The sequence below is a fragment of the Sphingobacteriaceae bacterium GW460-11-11-14-LB5 genome, from assembly GCA_002151545.1.
Classification (GTDB): domain Bacteria; phylum Bacteroidota; class Bacteroidia; order Sphingobacteriales; family Sphingobacteriaceae; genus Pedobacter.
The window spans coordinates 2,708,595-2,725,851 of sequence record CP021237.1 but is presented as its reverse complement, the minus strand read 5'-3'; the positions used below and the strand labels follow the sequence as shown (position 1 = coordinate 2,725,851).

The following is a 17,257-nucleotide window of genomic DNA, read 5'->3' as shown; positions in this document are numbered from 1 at the left end:
TAATTTTTTAATACTGCTGTCACCCTAAATTAACATATGTTATACTATATATTAATCCGTCTAAGAAAATGAACGCAACAGAAAATATCTGGGTTAAAGTGATCAAACAGTTAAACAACAATGAGTTGCCCGACCAGCAATTACTCGAACAATTAAGTTTGGAGGAAAGAGAACTGATTGATGCTTTGAAAGCTGATAAACTGATTGCAAATGCCAGCCTTTTGGTTAACCGATTGGACGAGCAACATGCCTGGAAAATGGTACAGCATCATTTCGAAGCAAAGCGTGCGCGTTTAATGCCAGGATGGTTAAGGTACGCTGCAGTTTTGTTATTACCTGTGTTTTTATTGGCCGGAGGTATTTTCTATTATATTAAAAATAATGAGCCTGTTGCGTTAAACTTAGCCAAACTGGCACCTACCAATCATAACCGGGCTACTTTGATTTTATCTGACGGTCGTTCGGTTGAGCTCTCTGAACAAGGCGACCAAAAATTATCAGAGGTAGGTGGAACAAGCATTACCAATAAAAATAAAGAATTGTTAAGTTATAAAGAAAGCGGTACAACAAGCAGAAAGCAGGTTTTTAATCAGTTAATTATTCCGAGGGGAGCCGAGTATAAGTTGGCTTTAGCTGATGGAACTACTGTAATGATTAACGCTGCGTCGGTACTTCGTTTTCCGGTCAACATAAATGCAGCCAATAGCAGAGAGGTGTATTTAGAAAAAGGAGAGGCTTACTTTCAGGTGGCAAAAAATCCCGACAAACCATTTATTGTTCATGCAAATGGTATGGATGTAAAGGTTTTGGGTACAACTTTTAATGTAAATACCTATACCAAAATTACGCGCACTACTTTGGTTGAGGGTAAGGTTGAAGCCAAAAGTGCGAACAATCAGACTACCATTTTAGCACCAAACCAACAGGCAATATATAATCAGCAAAGCAATGTTTTAAGCAAAACAGCTGTAGATGTAACACCTTTTGTGGCCTGGGCTAATGGAAAAATTGTATTTGAAGAAGCCACACTTGACGAGGTAATGGATCAGTTGAGCTTATGGTACGATTATGATGTCGAATTCCAGTCTGAAAAAATAAAACAAATCCATTTCTCTGGAGAAATTGAAAGATATAAAGATATACAAGTAATACTAAACATTATTGAACAGACCGGAGGAGTAAAGTTCAGCATTAAAAACAGGAGGATATATGTAGATCAACGTTAAAAACGGACATCTAACCAAACCAAAATCGAAAAAATCAACCAAACTATTCAAAATTAAATGAAAAAATATTTACAAAATTATTTTTCGCCTGGATTAAGCTTTTTAGTAAAAACGATAAGTGTTGCAATCTGTGCAATTATAATTTTCAGTTCATCCCTAAAAGCGCAAACTCAAACTAACATTAGCATTAGTGTTAAAAATGCAAAACTGTCTGATGCGGTTAAACAGGTGAGCAGGCAGGCCAGGATGCAGTTTTTTTATAATGCCGACCAGTTGGATAAAAATCCAAGGGTAAGTATTTCTTTAAAAAATAAAAGTCTAGAGCTGGTATTAACCAGCCTGTTAAACGGAACCAACATCACCTTTGTAATTGATAAAGATGTGGTGATTTTTAAAACAAAAGCTTTTAGCACATCAGGAAAACCAACCATATCACAAAAGAAAATTAGGTTAACAGGTAAAATTACCGACGAAAAGAATAACGCTTTGCCTGGTGTTTCCATACAGGAAATTGGCCAGCAGAATGCAACTTCAACCGACGAAAATGGGAATTACGTGCTTTTAGTTAATGATAACAGCTCCATTCGCTATCAGTATATTGGTTACAAAGCAGAAATAAAAGCAGTTAATGTAAATGCAACTACTGAAGTATTGGTGTTGAATATTAAATTAGAGGAATCGGCACAAGGGCTTAATGATGTAGTGGTTACAGGATATCAGAACATTGCCAAAAGAGATTTTGTTGGAGCTATTGCTTCTGTTAAAATGGAAGATATTAAAGTTGCCGGAACCAATCAGATCGATAAATTATTGCAGGGTCAATTGCCGGGTGTTGCGGTAACCAATTCTTCTGGTCTGATAGGTTCAAAACCAAAAGTAAGGGTGCGTGGTACCTCAACACTGCTCGGTAATCAAGAACCGGTTTGGGTAGTGGACGGGATTATCCAGGAAGATCCGATTCCGTTCGATTATCAGCAATTAAACTCGCTGTCCGGACAGTCTTCAAGTGATGCGATAAAGAACCTGGTGGGCAGTACCGTTGCTTTTTTAAATGTTGAAGATATTCAGGATATAACAGTACTTAAAGATGCCGCATCTACCGCGATTTATGGGGTAAAGGCAGCCAATGGTGTAATTGTAATCACCACGAAAAAAGGTAAAATTGGTAAGCCAACCATCAACTATTCTACAAATTTTACTACCTCTCAAAGACCAAATTACAGCCAGTTTAATCTAATGAACTCGAAAGAGCGTGTAGATGTATCCAGAGAAGTTTATGCCAAAGGTCTGCAATTTGCTGTAATGCCAGATCCGGTTTCATATGAAGGTTTAGCGACCAGTTTGTTCGATAAGAAAATTACCCAGGAGCAGTTTGTTGCTGGTGTAAATAAATTGGAGACTACAAATATGGACTGGTTTGATGCGTTATTTCAAACACCTGTAAGTCAGAACCACAGCTTAAGTGTCTCTGGTGGTTCTGATAAAACAACATATTACAGCTCTATTGGTTATATGAATGATAGAGGCAACTCAAAAGGTAACGAGCAAAACCGTTATACAGCCTCAGCAAATATCAACAGCAATTTAACCAATAACTTACGCATCGGTTTAAAACTAAATGGTTCTAAAAGCACAACAAGTGGTTTTTACCAGGTTGATCCTTTTAAATATGCCTATAATACGAGCAGAACAATACCCGCTTTTAATGATGATGGCTCTTATTTTTTCTATACCGCCCCAAATACTACAACAGGGTCATATAATTATAATGCGCGCTACGAGCAATCTCAAACGGGCAATACCAATAGGTTAACCACCATTAATATGGCTGCAAATTTGGAATATAAATTCTTAAAAGATTTTACTTTTCAGTCTTTATTCGGTTACGGTTATAATCAAACTTCTGCTCATACTTTCGCAACAGAAAACTCAAATTACATTACGGTTATGAGGGGTTACGCATTTGGAAGTGCCTTGCCCGGATCTGTTGCTTATCTTTCATCTCCACTGCCTGTTGGTGGAGTTTACAACGGCTTTTCAATGAGCAATCAAACCGTTACTGTAAGAAATAACTTAAACTACTCGAAATCATTGCGCCAAAATAAAGATAACCTGAGCGTTATGGTTGGTCAGGAGGTGAGAAGCTCAAAATATGATGGTTTAAGTCAAACCAACTTCGGTTATCTGCCCGACCGTGGGAAATCATTTGCACAAGTTCCTTTAACGATTACCACATCGAGTGGAGCGATTATAAATCAAATATATGGGCAAACTATTCCAGTGATTACAGATCGTGTTTCTAATTTTGTATCATATTTTGGAACCGCAACTTATAATTTCAATCAGAAATATGTAATCAATGGAAATATCCGCACCGATGCATCAAATCGTTTCGGTCAGTATTCAAACCACAGATTTTTACCGGTATGGTCTATTGCCGGAAAATGGAATATTGCAGAAGAGCATTTATTTGATAACCTTATCTGGTTAAATCAGCTTTCTGCCAGGGTTAGTTATGGTTTTCAGGGAAATGTTGCCGAAAACTTTAGTCCTGATTTAATTGCAAGAATACCATCAGGTGTTTCTTCAGTGAGTCAAGTATCTGGTGAGCCTTTATTATTGATTAAAAGTTTAGCTTATAAAGATCTAAGGTGGGAGCGCAACAAAACTGTAAATCTGGGTTTGGATTTTGCCTTCCTGAAAAACAGGGTATCAGGAACTTTTGATTATTATATTAAAAAAGGATACGATATTATTGTTCAGAAGACCATTCCATTAGAATATGGTTTAACAACCATGCCCATCAATGCAGGGAATGTAGATAACAGAGGTTTTGAACTTTCTTTGAATGTTGGTGCAATCAGAACATCGGATTTTGACTGGAATATAGGCTTTAATACCTCAAAAGTTACCAATAATGTGCAGCAGTCTGGTGCAATCTCTTTAACAGATTGGAAAACGGCTGTTTCCGGGGGCTTGTATAAGATTGGATATCCGTCATCTGCAATATGGTCATTCGACTTTGCAGGTTTAGATGCCACTAATGGAAACCCAACCTTTAATGGGTTAAATGTAGCCAGTAACCCAGGTGCTGTTACCGATGTGACCAAAGCAATGGTTTATTCAGGTCAGTTAGATCCTAAGTTTACCGGTGGTTTAACCAATAATTTCAGGTATAAATCATTTACGCTTAATACCTTTCTCTACATCAGTACAGGCAATGTAAAACGTCTGGCCGAACTCTATCCAACAGCAACCTCAGCAAGTTCTGCACCATATTCATTCCAGAATCTTTCATCTGAACTTGTTAACAGGTGGCGTCAGCCTGGCGATGAGGCCAATACCATTATTCCTTCGTTACCAACAGCCGGACCACAAGCCAGTACAGGTTTAGTTGTTCCGGGAACCTCTGGTTACGTGTATTCGAGAACGCTTTACGATTATTCGAATGCCAGGGTTGTTGATGCAAGTTTTATCAGATTAAGAAATTTAGCACTTGGATACGTTGTTCCAAACAAACAGGTAACCCATTTAGGTTTAAAATCACTCCAGTTAATGGCTTCGGTAACCAATTTATTCTATGTGGCAAATAAGCGATTAAATGGACAAGACCCTGAAGTAACAGGAAATAGTTTACCTATTCCCAGAACCTATTCTTTAACACTAAATGTTGGTTTATAATCTGTAGATCATGAGAAAATATTATAAAATACTAATGCTTATCTGTTTAACAATAAGCGCTGTTTCCTGCAAAAAAAGCTTCCTGGAAGAAAGCAGTCAGGATTTGGTACGCCCTACCACAACAGCGGCACTAAATCAGCTATTGTCTGGCGAAGGTTATGCATTAACTGCCGAATCATTCCTGAACGATTACTTTGATTTATTAACTGACGATATTCAGTCTGATTTCAATGCAAACGCAACGATTGTTGCTGGTTTGAATAAATATGCTCCTGTTTATACCTGGCAGCGCAACATGATTGATAAGCTGATTGATGTTGCTCCAACCTATAGCAATACCTGGTACAATTATTACGCAAGGATAAAAGGTTGTAATGTGATTTTAGATTATGTAGATCGCGTAGATGGACCGCAATCTGAAAAAGATAACCTTCGGGGACAGGCTTTAGCGTTACGATCTTATTATTACCTTATGCTGGTAAATCTTTTCGGTAAACCCTATGTAGGCACGAGCGTACATCCAGAAACAGATTTAGGTGTGCCACTTATTTTAACGGCCGAAGTCTCTGATTCTCCGGTTGCCAGATCTACAGTTAAAGAAGTTTATACACAAATCGAGAAAGATTTACTGAGCTCAGTTCCTTTGCTTGAGGCAAATGGAAGTGGTAACCATATTTATAAATTTAATGCTACGGCGGCAAAATTATTATTATCGAGGGTTTATCTTTATATGGGGAATTGGGATGCCAGTATTAAATATGCCGATGCAGTTATACTGCAAAAACCAACTTTGCAACAATACAATGCCATCACTACACCACTATTTCCAATCGCTTACGGTGTTTCATCCCCAGAAGTGATTTGGGGCTATGGAAGTTCAACAGAATTAACGGGGATGCCATTTGGTTTAGCTGTTGGTGTTGCTGCTAAAGCCGCTTTTTCCATTTCAGATAATTTTTTAAATACCTTTGAAACCGGTGATTTGAGAGTTACCTATAGTTTTAGAAGTACAGCTTATCTCACATCAGTAATTGTAAGCTACAAATCGGGCTCCGCGAAATACTCAACTGCAAATACCAGCATTAGCAATGGTAAAGCATTTAGAACTGCTGAAGCATATCTTAACCGTGCCGAAGCCTATATTCAAAAAGGAATAGCCGGCGATGCTTCAGGAATAGCAAAAGCCTTAGCAGATATCAATCTCTTGCGTTCAAACCGGATTAGAACCGCTAATTATTCGCCAATAATGATAACTGATCCGCAAGCTCTGTTTACTTACTACAAAGCAGAACGCCGCCGCGAACTTTGTTTGGAAGATCATCGCTGGTTTGATCTTCGCCGATGGGGCATGCCCGAAATGACGCATACCATCCAGCTTGTTGCTGGCTCACCTCAAACGGTTACCTTAAGTCAAAACGATAGCCGATATACCTTAGATGTGCCAACTGAAGCATTAAGACGTAATCCGAATTTGATCCAAAATCCATAAACTCAGATTGAAAATGAAAACAATAAAATATTTAGTCTTTACAGCAATACTAAGCTGTGTGCTTTGGGGATGTAAGAAAGAAGAAACGCTCACGCCTTCGCAAATAGATGTACAATATAAGCTGCCACAAGGTAACCACGATTACGATCCGATATTAGTAGAACTGAACAAAAAGTACGGCACATTTTTCCTATATAAATGGAGTGCCGTAGATTTTGCTTCCAATCCTGTATATCTGGCTAATGGCTTTAATGAAACTTACACTGCAGATATAGCAGATGAAACCTATGTGGGTAAAGCACTTGCGTTTATTCAAAAAAACTGGCTTAACTATTATTCTGATGATTTTTTGAAAAATAACCTTCCATTTAAAGTTTTACTGGGACAGAATTTAAGGATGAAAGCATCTCCAACCACTAAATACACTATTTTGTCCAATTATAATCAGATTACCCTCAGCAACTTTTCAGCAGATTTTGATCTGATGACCGATGCACAGAAAAAAACATATGTAAATAATTTGCACACTGAGTTTTTCAACTTCATATTTAACAGAGGTAAACTTGATGTTCCCGTAGAGTTTACCACTGTAACAAATTATACCCAAACAGGGGTTACCGCAACTAATTTTTATACCTATGGTTATGTATCCTATTTAGTTTCTCTACAGGATAACAAACCTATAAGAGATTTTCTTTCTTACATCGCTTTAATTACTTCAAAAACTAAAGCAGAGCTTGATACGACCATCTTAAAACCATCAAATGATACCGCTGGATTGGTTAAAAAGAAATACGATATCATTATCAATTATTATAAAACGAAATACAATATCGATTTGCAGGCCATAGGTAATGCAGGTGTAATTAACTAGTTATGAAAGCAAAAATATTAAGTTTATTGATTTCGGCCGTTGCTGTGTTACCTGTATTTTCTGCTACCATCCATGGCAGTAGGACAGGTGCGAACGAGAAAAGTTCTGGATTTTTTGTAGAAGCTTTTTCTAAACAGGGAAGAGTGCTTTATAAAAGCTTGAAATTTGATGAAAACGGCAAATTTGTTTTGGAATTCCCTACAAATGAAGCTTTGGTGTATTGGATTGATAATTTCCCGGTATACGTACAGCCCAATGAGCGTCTCGAAATTATCCTGCCTGAACGCAAATCAGGTGCCTTTGTAATAGGAGGGCCTGTCGGACAGAAAGCCGCTACGCTAGGAATGCTTACCGAAACCAACATTAAACTGGCAGGAAAACCAACCATCAATAATTTATTGATTAATGAAATTAATGTGGCCTGGGCAAATTTTAGCAAAGAAAAAAAAGGCATCCCAACCAAAACAGAAATTGATCAGGCCTATCAAGCCGAAACAAAGCTAATTTCCAGATCTAAAGATACAGGGATTAATCGAGTAGCCAGTTTCTATAATGATTTACGCTATCTGGAAGCAAAATTACAATATTTAAGGGCACATCCAACCGAAAAGGCTGACCAACGTTTCTTCGGTATTGCAAACCAGATCTCTTTAAATCATCCAGCGGTTAATTCATTAAAATCTATCGGGCTTAGGTCGCTGGTGTCCAATTTTTACATGTTCTTAAAATTGAGTCAGGGTGCAAATATCAAAGATGAAGATTTAAGCGACAATTCATCATTAGGCAAAATGACCTATATACTTAAAAATGTAAGCAACGAACGGATCATCAACGAAGAGCTGAGCCAGAGTATTGTTTATCATCTCTCTATAAAAGGATGGAACCCTGAGTTGGACAAAATTATGGTTGTGGCCATCGAAAAAACAACTGATGAGGCAGCCAAGAAAAATTTGATTTCTTTAAGAGAAAAATACAGTAAGGTTGCTAAAAACGCAATGGCGCCTACTTTTTCTATTCCAGATGCTAACGGAAAAATGATTAGTCTGGCTGATTTTAAAGGAAAAGTCGTGGCGATAGATGTTTGGGCCACCTGGTGCATTCCTTGTATGCATTCACTCCCATATTTCCTAAAATTCCGCGATAAATATAAAGATAATCCGAATGTAGTGTTTATGTCGATCTCTACCGATAATGCCGAATCCAAAACGAAGTGGCTTGCTTTTTTGAAATCGAAAAATATGAATGGTGTTGATCTGCATGCCGGAGATAAAACTTCATCTGCTTTCGAAAAAGCTTATAACATTACTGGCATACCCAGGTATATCTTAATTGGTAAAGACGGCAAAATTATCGAAGATCATGCTGTACAGGCATCAGAACCTGCTTATGAAACCTTAATTCAAACAGCGCTCCAAGCCAAATAGCTTTAGAGAAAGAACCAAAAATCAATACGAAAATGAAAAAAATAACAAGACTATTCCTGGTCTTATGGCTACCGCTTTGTCTAAATGCACAGCAAAAAGGTGGTTTATCTGCAGCTAAAAAGAAAGACCTGTTTACACATCATCCTCAAAACTGGCACCTGTTATCCTTCGATAAGGATAGTGTTTATGGTACGGAGGTAAACAAAGCTTACGCCGAAATTTTGAAAGGAAAGACCGCTAATAAAGTGCTGGTGGCCGTGATTGATGCCGGTGTTGACATTAACCATGAAGATTTAAAATCAGTAATCTGGACCAATAAAAAAGAGATTCCTGATAATGGAATAGATGATGATCATAATGGCTACATAGATGATATTCATGGATGGAACTTCTTAGGCAGTGCTGATGGAAAAAGGAATATTCAGGTTACGGCCAACGAAAATGACCGTGAATATTTGCGTTTGGTCCGTAAATATGAAAATGTAGATACCACAAAATTAAAAGGGGAAGAGAAAAAATATTTAGAACTTGTTAAACGTAAATCGGATGTATACAGAACGGCATCTTCGATCGGTTTAGCGGAAAAAATGGCTTCTAAATTTGATTCAATTGATCATTATTTCCGTAAAAAGTACCCCAATAAGGTGGTTACTATTCAGACTTTTAACGAAGAAAAACCGGAGTTCGCAAACGATAAAGATTTAGTTTTTGCTTTCGAACTTTTAAAATTAAGAGCTCAGGGGGCGAAATATAGTGTAAGTCAGCCTGCAAATATTTTATATACCATGGGCGATTTTATGATCAGTCAGGCTAAAATTAATTATCAGAATAAATTGGTTGCAGCATCGAAAGATGACCGTGCTTTTGTAATGGAAGACGTTAAGGACGGGCAAAACTGGGGCAATAATCAATTGAGTTTTCAAAGTTCTGATCATGGAACACATGTGGCTGGAATTATCGCTGCAGACCGTACCAATAACCTGGGTATTGAAGGTATTGCTGGTCAGGTAGAAATTATGCCGATCCGTGTAGTGGTGCCAAGTGGGGATGAGTATGACCGGGATGTAGCCAAAGCGATCTGTTATGCCGTAGATAACGGAGCACAGCTAATCAATATGAGTTTTGGAAAACGTGTTTCACCCTTGAAATACCTGGTTGATGAAGCCATTCGGTACGCAGAAAAAAAGGATGTCGTGATTGTAAGAGGTGGAGGGAATTTTACCGAAGATACTGATCAATTTGTTTTTTATCCTTCACAGTTTTATAACAATGGTAAACAGGCGAAAAATGTAATTACAGTAGGGGCAACCAGTCCATTTGGCGAAATTATGGGCTTCTCTAATTATGGGAAGAAATCGGTAGATCTTTTTGCACCGGGTTTTGATGTGTATTCGACCATGATTGATAATAAGTACTCGGGCATGCATGGTACCAGTATGGCCTCTCCCGTAGTTTGTGGTATTGCAGCATTATTGCGTTCCTATTATCCAAAATTATCAGCTCCGGAGATTAGAAATATTTTAATGAAAACGGTAACCATCGTTCCGGAAGAATGGCAGGGAAAGCAAAAGCTACAGAACATTTCTGTTTCTGGTGGAATCGTTAATGCTTATCAGGCCTTGAAAATGGCCGATCAATCTACTCATTCAACTAAATAACTACCATGAAAAAAATAGTATATATTGTGCTTTTGTTGATTAGTCAACATGCATTTGCACAACAGGAAGCCAATGATGTTCAGATTAAATATGCATTGCAGCAGTTTGGTGAAAATTTAAAGACACATCATATTAAAAATATCCTCGATGCACTCGATCCATCTTTTCGTATTGCCGAATATAGTGACAGGGATGTGTATCCGGTTGTGCCGCAACTCGTAAATCCGGTTATTTTAGATACGGTTTATTATGAAACGGTAGTTAAAAAGAACAATAAAATCTATGCAAAACAGGTTGCCGTTCCAAAAACTGGACCGAAAATGATCTCCTGGTTGCGGATGAGCAAGTTTTTAACTTTTGAAAGAATCGGTCATTTCGAGCTGTTAATGGGGCTTGCTGATCCTGTTTTTCAAGAATTGCAACCAGCTAAATTACTGTCGAAAGTAAATGTTAAACGTTCAGCAGGTTTAATGTTTGTAGAAGTAGCCATAGCAGGTAAAAAATACAATTTCCTGTTCGATAGCGGTGCGGGTGCAACAACTATAAATGAAAGTCTGGCCACAAGCTTAAATATAAAAATCAATCAAAAAGCCATCGATATTAAAACAGCGGGTAAGGGCGGACAATTTAAAACCATCGATTCATTAGCGTTAAATATCGAAGGTGTAAATGTGCGGGGGAAACAAGTTGTTGTTGCCAATTTAAATGCTTTATCGCAGGTAGTAGGCCAGCCAATGGATGGCATTATTGGCTTTGATCTTTTAAAAGATTATCAGGTTGCCGTTAATTTAGACGATAACTTGATGAGTATTTATAATTTCGGCTATTTTGATCAATCAACAGGAAATAAAGTACCTGTAAAACTGAATGGAAATACAGCCAAATTAGAAGTTACATTAAAAGTGAATGGCATTAATTATCCCAGTATTTTAATGTTTGATACCGGTAATGGTGGCAGTATTTCAGGTAATTATTTTTTAAATACTTATGTAAATGGCCTGGTTGATAAATTGAGAAATAAAAGATCAAGTGCTTCGATGGATTTAACCAATCAGATTAGTAAAGCGCAAATTGGAGGGATTGATGCAATTAGTATTGCAGGCTATAATCTTAACAACCCCGTGGTAACGGTCGATTTGCCCAAAGAACAAAATCCATATGGTTTTAACAGTCATGGTTTGTTGGGCATGTCGCTAATCGGTAAATTCAATATGCTGTTTAATTATAGTTTAAACTATATCCAGTTAAGTCCGAATAAAAATTTCGAAACACCAATTGTACCATTGTATGCACTGGGTTTGGGTTTCCAGAAAGAGGGTGGTAAATTTATTGTTAAAAATGTTGATGAGGATGGTTTGGCTTATCAGGCGGGTTTGAGAAAGGGTGATGAACTGATAAAAGTTAATCAGCTTGTGCCCGAATCTGTTGATCAGATCACACAACAATTGAGGGTTTTAGCCAGGAATAAAATTCAACTGGAGGTTAACCGAAACCAGCAGAAAATGAAAATAGAATTAAAGAAGTTTATAATATAATCACCTTTAAAAACAAAAGGCTTTCTGATTGCGATCAGAAAGCCTTGTTTCATTGGTGTGTTTTATGATTATTTGATTGCGGCAATTTCTTTTTCAACAGCCACAGTTTCTACAGAGCTGATGTTGGTTTTCAAAGCTGCAAATCTATCGATGGTTAATTTTTGCGATTTACCCATTACTAAAGTATGGTTATCAGTAGAACCACTTAATTTTAAATCTGCCTGATCAGAAATTACAGTATATAAACCTTCTGAGCTGGTATTGATTTCGGCATGTGCATTTCCTTTTAAAAAGATCTGAAGATATTTAGTTCTTAGTTTTCCTTCTGTTTTAACAATTGCATTTTCTGAAGCTTCAATTCTGTAAAAATCGTTTACATAAACGGTTAATTTTGCTTTTTCGGTACTGGTAGAAGCGATTTTTAAATTATCACCATCCTGCATCACCTTTGCTGTTCCGGTGTTGTCATCAGTATAAGAAATGCCAGGATTACTCCGCTGGATAATGGTTACTTCTACATTTCCTTTTACAGAAATTCTTTTAAAAGCCGATATTTTTAAAATGGCATCCGGTTCTTTTTCTGTTGCAGAAACACTTGTAGTAAATACTGCTGAAGATAAAACGATTGCTGTTAATGAAGTTGCGATTAGGGTTTTGATTGAGGTTTTCATAATATTTTTATTTAATAATTAAATGTTAATTAATTGTTATTTAAATGTTTAAGTCTTTTTGTTGTAGTTTTGTAGATAAGACGCAATGAAATGAAAAACGTTGCAGGCCATGTTGCGTTTTTATACAATCGATAGGTAATACTCGACGAACAGGCATTAATTCAAGACGAAAACCTGCAACATTTACTAACCAATTGTAAAATATTTTAAGATTTATTATTGGATTAGTCTTTTTCTTTATCTTTAGTGAGAATTTAGTCTGTTTATTTATGAAGAAAAAGGTTGTACTTGTTCAGGATAATAAAGATATCCTCGATATAATGGACCAGGTATTGGAAGAGGAAGGCTTTGATGTTACGGCATCATTGACAACCGAGCCGATAGATAAAATAGATGAAATTGAACCCGATGTAGTGATTGTAGATGATCACATCAAGGGTAAAAAGAAAGGATCAGAGGTGATTAAAGAACTTAAATCTGACCCTGAAACCGAAGATGTATCGGCCGTGCTAACCTCAACATCAAATAACTTACCACAACAGGCCGAAGATTGCAAAGCTGATGACTATATCGAAAAACCATTTGATATCGATCATATGGTTGAAGTAGTAAAGAAAAATTCATAAAATAGCTTATTCGATCGAATGGTCGTTTTTGCGGCTGGAGAGCAATTCCGAACTTTAGAGAGAGAAGTTTATAAGTTGTATTATTAAAATTTACTCATAGATTTCTCGGCTACGCTCGAAATGACGGATCTTCCAAAGAGATAACTTCCTCTATAACATCTTAGAAAAACCTTAATTTTCTTAATTCCTTAATGGTTAGTATTCATCCAGTAAGGAAGGACCAATATCAAAGTAATATAAATTTCTTCTCGAAGCCCCGAGCTTGAAATGACAACTATGCACTATACATTAGGTTTATAAGTATCTGTTTTAACCGTTGCCTTTAATTCATGTAATATCGTATACAGGCCAAAATTAGTCCGGTTAACATAAATAAAATGTTTTACGCCCCGTGCCTGCTTAAATTCCGGCATTTTCGAAATCTTTTCACCATACCTATACAGTTGCTCAAAAAAGTCAGGCTTACTAAAATCGAAAGATTTACTGGTATAAGGCTTGGCAAACAGGCTGATCATCTCTCTATACGATTGATGATAAAACTCAACCTGTTCAGGAGAATCGTCTGCATGAATCATGTCCAGTTTTCTAAAAGCATCTATCGTTTTATTTTTATCATGAATTACATCAGTTGAAATTAAGGAGAAAAACGGGTAATAAAAATCATCAGGCATTTCCTTAATACAGCCAAAATCAATTACACCCAAATTTTCGTCCGGCGTAATCATAAAATTTCCCGGATGTGGATCGGCATGTACGGCCCTGAGTTCGTGCTGTTGAAAGTTGTAGAAATCCCACAGCGCCTGACCGATTTTATTTCGCAGCGCTTGAGAAGGATTGGTTTGTAAAAACTCTTTTAAATGTAAGCCATCAATCCAATCCATGGTAATGATCCGCTTTCCAGATAATTCGGGATAATATTTCGGAAAAATCACATGAGAGAGGTTTTTACAGGCTTCAGAAAATTCTATTGAACGCCTAACTTCCAGTTCGTAATCTGTTTCTTCGAGCAAACGTTCTTCAACTTCTTTAATATAGATATTCAATTCCCTTTCCGACATGCCCAATAAACGGAAAGCGAAAGGTTTTACCAGTTTTAAATCAGAAGAAATGCTATCACCTACACCTGGATATTGAATTTTAACGGCCAGTTTTTTACCATTAAGCGTTGCCTGGTGCACCTGTCCGATAGAAGCTGCATTGCTGGAGCTTAAGTTAAAACTATCGAAAATGTTTTCAGGTGTTTTACCGAAATTTTTGGTAAAAGTCCGGACAATTAATGGACCCGAAAGGGGCGGGGCATTGTATTGCGACTGGGTAAATTTATCTACATATGATTTTGGCAGGATATTTTTATCCATGCTCAGCATCTGTGCAATTTTTAAGGCACTTCCCTTTAATTCGCTCAGTGATTTATAAATGTCGGTGGCATTATCTTCGTTTAGCTGTTCGCGGTCCATTTCAGGGTTAAACAATTTTTTGGAGTAATGTTTAATATAATTGCCCCCAATCTGAATACCGGTTTTAACAAATTTTGCCGAACGCTCTACCTTGGTAGTTGGAATACTTTTTTGTGTCTTCATCTGGTATTTAAAACCTCATCTTATCTGCAAACTTCCCATTTCTGGATAAAAACTTTCCGTATTCCAATAAATTATCAATTGGCGAATGCTGAAAAAGATCAAAAGTGACATTGATGCCTTTTTCGATGGCTTCGTCGCTTTTTTCAAAACCTTCGCTATCATCGTTGATCCAGAAATTAACAATAAAAGCATACTGAATCCATAATGCATCTTTGTAACGCTTACTTAAAAAACGACGTTCAGCAAGTTCGCCACTATCTAAACCTTCTTCAATAATTTCCTGAGCAAAATTTTCGAAAATGGGTTTTACGCCAGCCAGAACATCAGGAGTAGAAAATTTACCATGGTGATTCTTTAAACTGTAAATCACAAAACTGCGTTCGTTTTTCAGGTTTTCCAGGTAACTGTAAAAGAAAGAAAGCATTTTTTCTCTGGAAGTATACTGGGGCCAAACTTCCTGTTCTTTGATTTTGCTAATGGTTTCGAAGGTAAGTTCGAACCAGATTGTTTTTTCTATGCTTTCGAAAGAAGAGAAAAACTGATAAAAATCAGCCTCGGTAATTTTAAGCTTTTTCACAAAAATATAAACCGATTTTGGTTTTTCATCGTTGGTTAAAACATAATCTAAATATGCTTTTCTAATTTGCTGAGCAGTTGCCATATAGCTGTTTTTTACAAGTATAACGTTTAATTTATAGGCTTGTTTTTACTGCTGCTTTTTTGTTGATCATGAAATTGTAATAATAGCTTTCAAAATATTTGAAAGTAGTTTTATGGCTAATTAATTTAGTTTATTAAAGTTTTAATGTGGATAATTTTTTATAATAAAGCTAAAATAATTAGTATTTTTACTGCTGATTATTCCTTATAACTAAATAAAGCAACATGATCCAGGTAAACGATTTTTTGTATGGCAAAATGGAATTGCCGGCGGTATTTTCTGATCTGTTAAATACGGATACTTTAAAAAGGTTGGGCGGGATCCATCAAAGCGGGGCTATATTTTTGGTCAACCCGGATATCTGTCATTCGCGACTGGAGCATGCCATTGGCGTAACCATGTTGATCAGGATGTTAGGTGGCTCAGAACTGGAACAAATTGCCGGTTTGCTGCACGATATTTCGCATACTGCTTTTTCTCATGTGGGAGATTATGTTTTCGACAATACAGATGAAGATTATCATGAAAAGGTTTTTGCAGAAGTTTTATGTAAATCGGAAGTGCCTGATGTACTGTTAAATTATGGATACAATGTTAACCAGATTTTGTACGGTACTTTTGATATTTTAGAACAACCCTTGCCAGCGCTCTGTGCCGATCGTTTGGATTATACTTTACGGGACGGGGTTCATGGTGGGATAATTTCCCGTCAGCGTGCCCGCGAATTTTTGACTTCCGTTGTTTTGAAGGATGGAAAAATAGCCGTGAATGTAGAGACTGAGGTGCTTTGGATCAATGAAGCTTTCGAAAAGCTCAATAATGATATGTTTAAATTACCACTTAATTTATATGCCAATGGCAAAATGGCCGAACTGATTAAGAAATTTCTGAATAAAGGGATATTAGTTGAAAGTGACCTGTTTAAAACAGATATCATGCTGCTAAACAAAATCAGAACTTCTTATGAAGGATACGAAGCCATTAAGTCAATCAAACAATTAAAAGGTTTTGCCGAATTTATGCGTCATGGCGCGGTGCCTAAAATCAAAAAGAGGACTTTAAATGCCTTGCTAGTCTAGGGTTAGGCGCTTGGTGTTTGGTGTAGACTATCCTATCGTTAGTCCGAAGGCTTAAGTCTGTAGTTTTGTCAATTCGCCGATTTAAACAATTAACCGATTAACCCAATCACTAACAATCCATTTCATAAGAATTAACGTATATTGTGAAAAATATAAAGATATGTCTGCAATAGAAATTATTTTAATAGGAGTGGTTATCCTGCTTATTTTTGGTGGTAAAAAAATACCGGAATTGATGAGGGGAATTGGGAGAAGTGTGAAAGAATTTAAGGATGCCAAAGATGAACCTCCTGTTAAATAATCGTACTGAACCAAACTTTCTGTTAGCGGCACTGTTTTATCTAAAATAAACGCCAACATGGAAAATAAAAAAGAAGATCTGGCTAAATCAAAATCTGATTTTACAGCAGAAAATGCAAAACATCCTGAAAAGGGATTAAATGATTGGAACGACCGCTTAGACGAAAATCTGGAACCTGAAGATCATAACGATAGTGTTGCAGATGAGAAAGCTAAAGATTTCTCTGCAAAATACGGTAGCGGCGATCAGTCCGATCAAGGCAATAACTGAATATTTATCTTATAGCCACTTTTAATAAGGTGGCTTTTTTGTTTTACATGATATTCCTTTTTTCTAAGTCATTACTTTCGCATCTGAAACTTTTTTACACTACTCATTCAGTTTATTACACGAAAGGCCGTTTTTCTACTTAAAAATTGTTAAAATTCTAATAATTGTTTTTTCTTGTGATT

Annotated in this window: 14 protein-coding genes; 11 read left to right on the top strand and 3 right to left on the bottom strand. The window is 36.8% G+C overall.

Annotated elements, in window-relative coordinates; genetic code table 11:
* The first annotated feature begins 68 nt into the window (after window positions 1-68).
* From CA265_11095 to CA265_11065, 7 genes are read left to right on the top strand one after another with little or no spacing between them, the layout of a single operon-like run.
* Window positions 69-1,226, top strand: a complete 1,158-nt coding sequence (locus tag CA265_11095) for a hypothetical protein (protein ARS40169.1) — start codon at window positions 69-71, stop codon at window positions 1,224-1,226.
* A gap of 57 nt (window positions 1,227-1,283) precedes the next feature.
* Window positions 1,284-4,907: a hypothetical protein gene (locus CA265_11090; protein ID ARS40168.1), complete on the top strand. Its 3,624-nt coding sequence runs from the start codon at window positions 1,284-1,286 to the stop codon at window positions 4,905-4,907.
* A gap of 10 nt (window positions 4,908-4,917) precedes the next feature.
* Window positions 4,918-6,396, top strand: coding sequence for a hypothetical protein (locus tag CA265_11085; GenBank protein ARS40167.1), 1,479 nt, complete (start codon window positions 4,918-4,920; stop codon window positions 6,394-6,396).
* 13 nt (window positions 6,397-6,409) lie between these two features.
* Complete coding sequence (locus CA265_11080) at window positions 6,410-7,270, top strand: hypothetical protein (protein ARS40166.1); 861 nt, start codon at window positions 6,410-6,412, stop codon at window positions 7,268-7,270.
* Between the two features lie 2 nt (window positions 7,271-7,272).
* A complete protein-coding gene (locus CA265_11075; GenBank protein ID ARS40165.1) occupies window positions 7,273-8,694 on the top strand; it encodes a hypothetical protein in 1,422 nt (473 codons plus the stop codon).
* A gap of 32 nt (window positions 8,695-8,726) precedes the next feature.
* Complete coding sequence (locus CA265_11070) at window positions 8,727-10,352, top strand: hypothetical protein (protein ARS40164.1); 1,626 nt, start codon at window positions 8,727-8,729, stop codon at window positions 10,350-10,352.
* A gap of 5 nt (window positions 10,353-10,357) precedes the next feature.
* Window positions 10,358-11,887, top strand: a complete 1,530-nt coding sequence (locus CA265_11065) for a hypothetical protein (GenBank protein ID ARS40163.1) — start codon at window positions 10,358-10,360, stop codon at window positions 11,885-11,887.
* A gap of 68 nt (window positions 11,888-11,955) precedes the next feature.
* On the opposite strand, the gene CA265_11060 is transcribed toward CA265_11065, so the two are convergent.
* A complete protein-coding gene (locus CA265_11060; GenBank protein ARS40162.1) occupies window positions 11,956-12,558 on the bottom strand; it encodes a hypothetical protein in 603 nt (200 codons plus the stop codon).
* Window positions 12,559-12,827: 269 nt separating this feature from the next.
* On the opposite strand from CA265_11060, the gene CA265_11055 reads away from it, so the two are divergent.
* Window positions 12,828-13,184, top strand: a complete 357-nt coding sequence (locus tag CA265_11055) for a hypothetical protein (GenBank protein ID ARS40161.1) — start codon at window positions 12,828-12,830, stop codon at window positions 13,182-13,184.
* A gap of 281 nt (window positions 13,185-13,465) precedes the next feature.
* On the opposite strand, the gene CA265_11050 is transcribed toward CA265_11055, so the two are convergent.
* Entirely contained in the window at window positions 13,466-14,764 is a 1,299-nt protein-coding gene (locus tag CA265_11050; protein ID ARS40160.1) for an ABC transporter, read from the bottom strand.
* 7 nt (window positions 14,765-14,771) lie between these two features.
* Window positions 14,772-15,425 (bottom strand): hypothetical protein, encoded by a 654-nt coding sequence (locus CA265_11045; protein ARS40159.1) that lies wholly within the window; start codon window positions 15,423-15,425, stop codon window positions 14,772-14,774.
* 224 nt (window positions 15,426-15,649) lie between these two features.
* On the opposite strand from CA265_11045, the gene CA265_11040 reads away from it, so the two are divergent.
* The 3 genes from CA265_11040 to CA265_11030 all read left to right on the top strand — a co-directional run bounded on the left by CA265_11040 (window position 15,650) and on the right by CA265_11030 (window position 17,075).
* Window positions 15,650-16,504, top strand: coding sequence for a phosphohydrolase (locus CA265_11040; GenBank protein ARS40158.1), 855 nt, complete (start codon window positions 15,650-15,652; stop codon window positions 16,502-16,504).
* A 160-nt stretch (window positions 16,505-16,664) separates the two neighbouring features.
* Window positions 16,665-16,805: a twin-arginine translocase TatA/TatE family subunit gene (locus tag CA265_11035; protein ARS40157.1), complete on the top strand. Its 141-nt coding sequence runs from the start codon at window positions 16,665-16,667 to the stop codon at window positions 16,803-16,805.
* A gap of 57 nt (window positions 16,806-16,862) precedes the next feature.
* Window positions 16,863-17,075, top strand: coding sequence for a hypothetical protein (locus tag CA265_11030; GenBank protein ARS40156.1), 213 nt, complete (start codon window positions 16,863-16,865; stop codon window positions 17,073-17,075).
* Window positions 17,076-17,257 lie beyond the last annotated feature (182 nt).

Excerpts from the sequence above, each read along its gene's own strand:
- CA265_11095 (ARS40169.1), top strand. The coding sequence starts at position 69 with ATGAACGCAACAGAAAATATCTGGGTTAAAGTGATCAAACAGTTAAAC.
- CA265_11090 (ARS40168.1), top strand. The coding sequence starts at position 1,284 with ATGAAAAAATATTTACAAAATTATTTTTCGCCTGGATTAAGCTTTTTA.
- CA265_11085 (ARS40167.1), top strand. The coding sequence starts at position 4,918 with ATGAGAAAATATTATAAAATACTAATGCTTATCTGTTTAACAATAAGC.
- CA265_11080 (ARS40166.1), top strand. The coding sequence starts at position 6,410 with ATGAAAACAATAAAATATTTAGTCTTTACAGCAATACTAAGCTGTGTG.
- CA265_11075 (ARS40165.1), top strand. The coding sequence starts at position 7,273 with ATGAAAGCAAAAATATTAAGTTTATTGATTTCGGCCGTTGCTGTGTTA.
- CA265_11070 (ARS40164.1), top strand. The coding sequence starts at position 8,727 with ATGAAAAAAATAACAAGACTATTCCTGGTCTTATGGCTACCGCTTTGT.
- CA265_11065 (ARS40163.1), top strand. The coding sequence starts at position 10,358 with ATGAAAAAAATAGTATATATTGTGCTTTTGTTGATTAGTCAACATGCA.
- CA265_11060 (ARS40162.1), bottom strand. The coding sequence starts at position 12,558 with ATGAAAACCTCAATCAAAACCCTAATCGCAACTTCATTAACAGCAATC.
- CA265_11055 (ARS40161.1), top strand. The coding sequence starts at position 12,828 with ATGAAGAAAAAGGTTGTACTTGTTCAGGATAATAAAGATATCCTCGAT.
- CA265_11050 (ARS40160.1), bottom strand. The coding sequence starts at position 14,764 with ATGAAGACACAAAAAAGTATTCCAACTACCAAGGTAGAGCGTTCGGCA.
- CA265_11045 (ARS40159.1), bottom strand. The coding sequence starts at position 15,425 with ATGGCAACTGCTCAGCAAATTAGAAAAGCATATTTAGATTATGTTTTA.
- CA265_11040 (ARS40158.1), top strand. The coding sequence starts at position 15,650 with ATGATCCAGGTAAACGATTTTTTGTATGGCAAAATGGAATTGCCGGCG.
- CA265_11035 (ARS40157.1), top strand. The coding sequence starts at position 16,665 with ATGTCTGCAATAGAAATTATTTTAATAGGAGTGGTTATCCTGCTTATT.
- CA265_11030 (ARS40156.1), top strand. The coding sequence starts at position 16,863 with ATGGAAAATAAAAAAGAAGATCTGGCTAAATCAAAATCTGATTTTACA.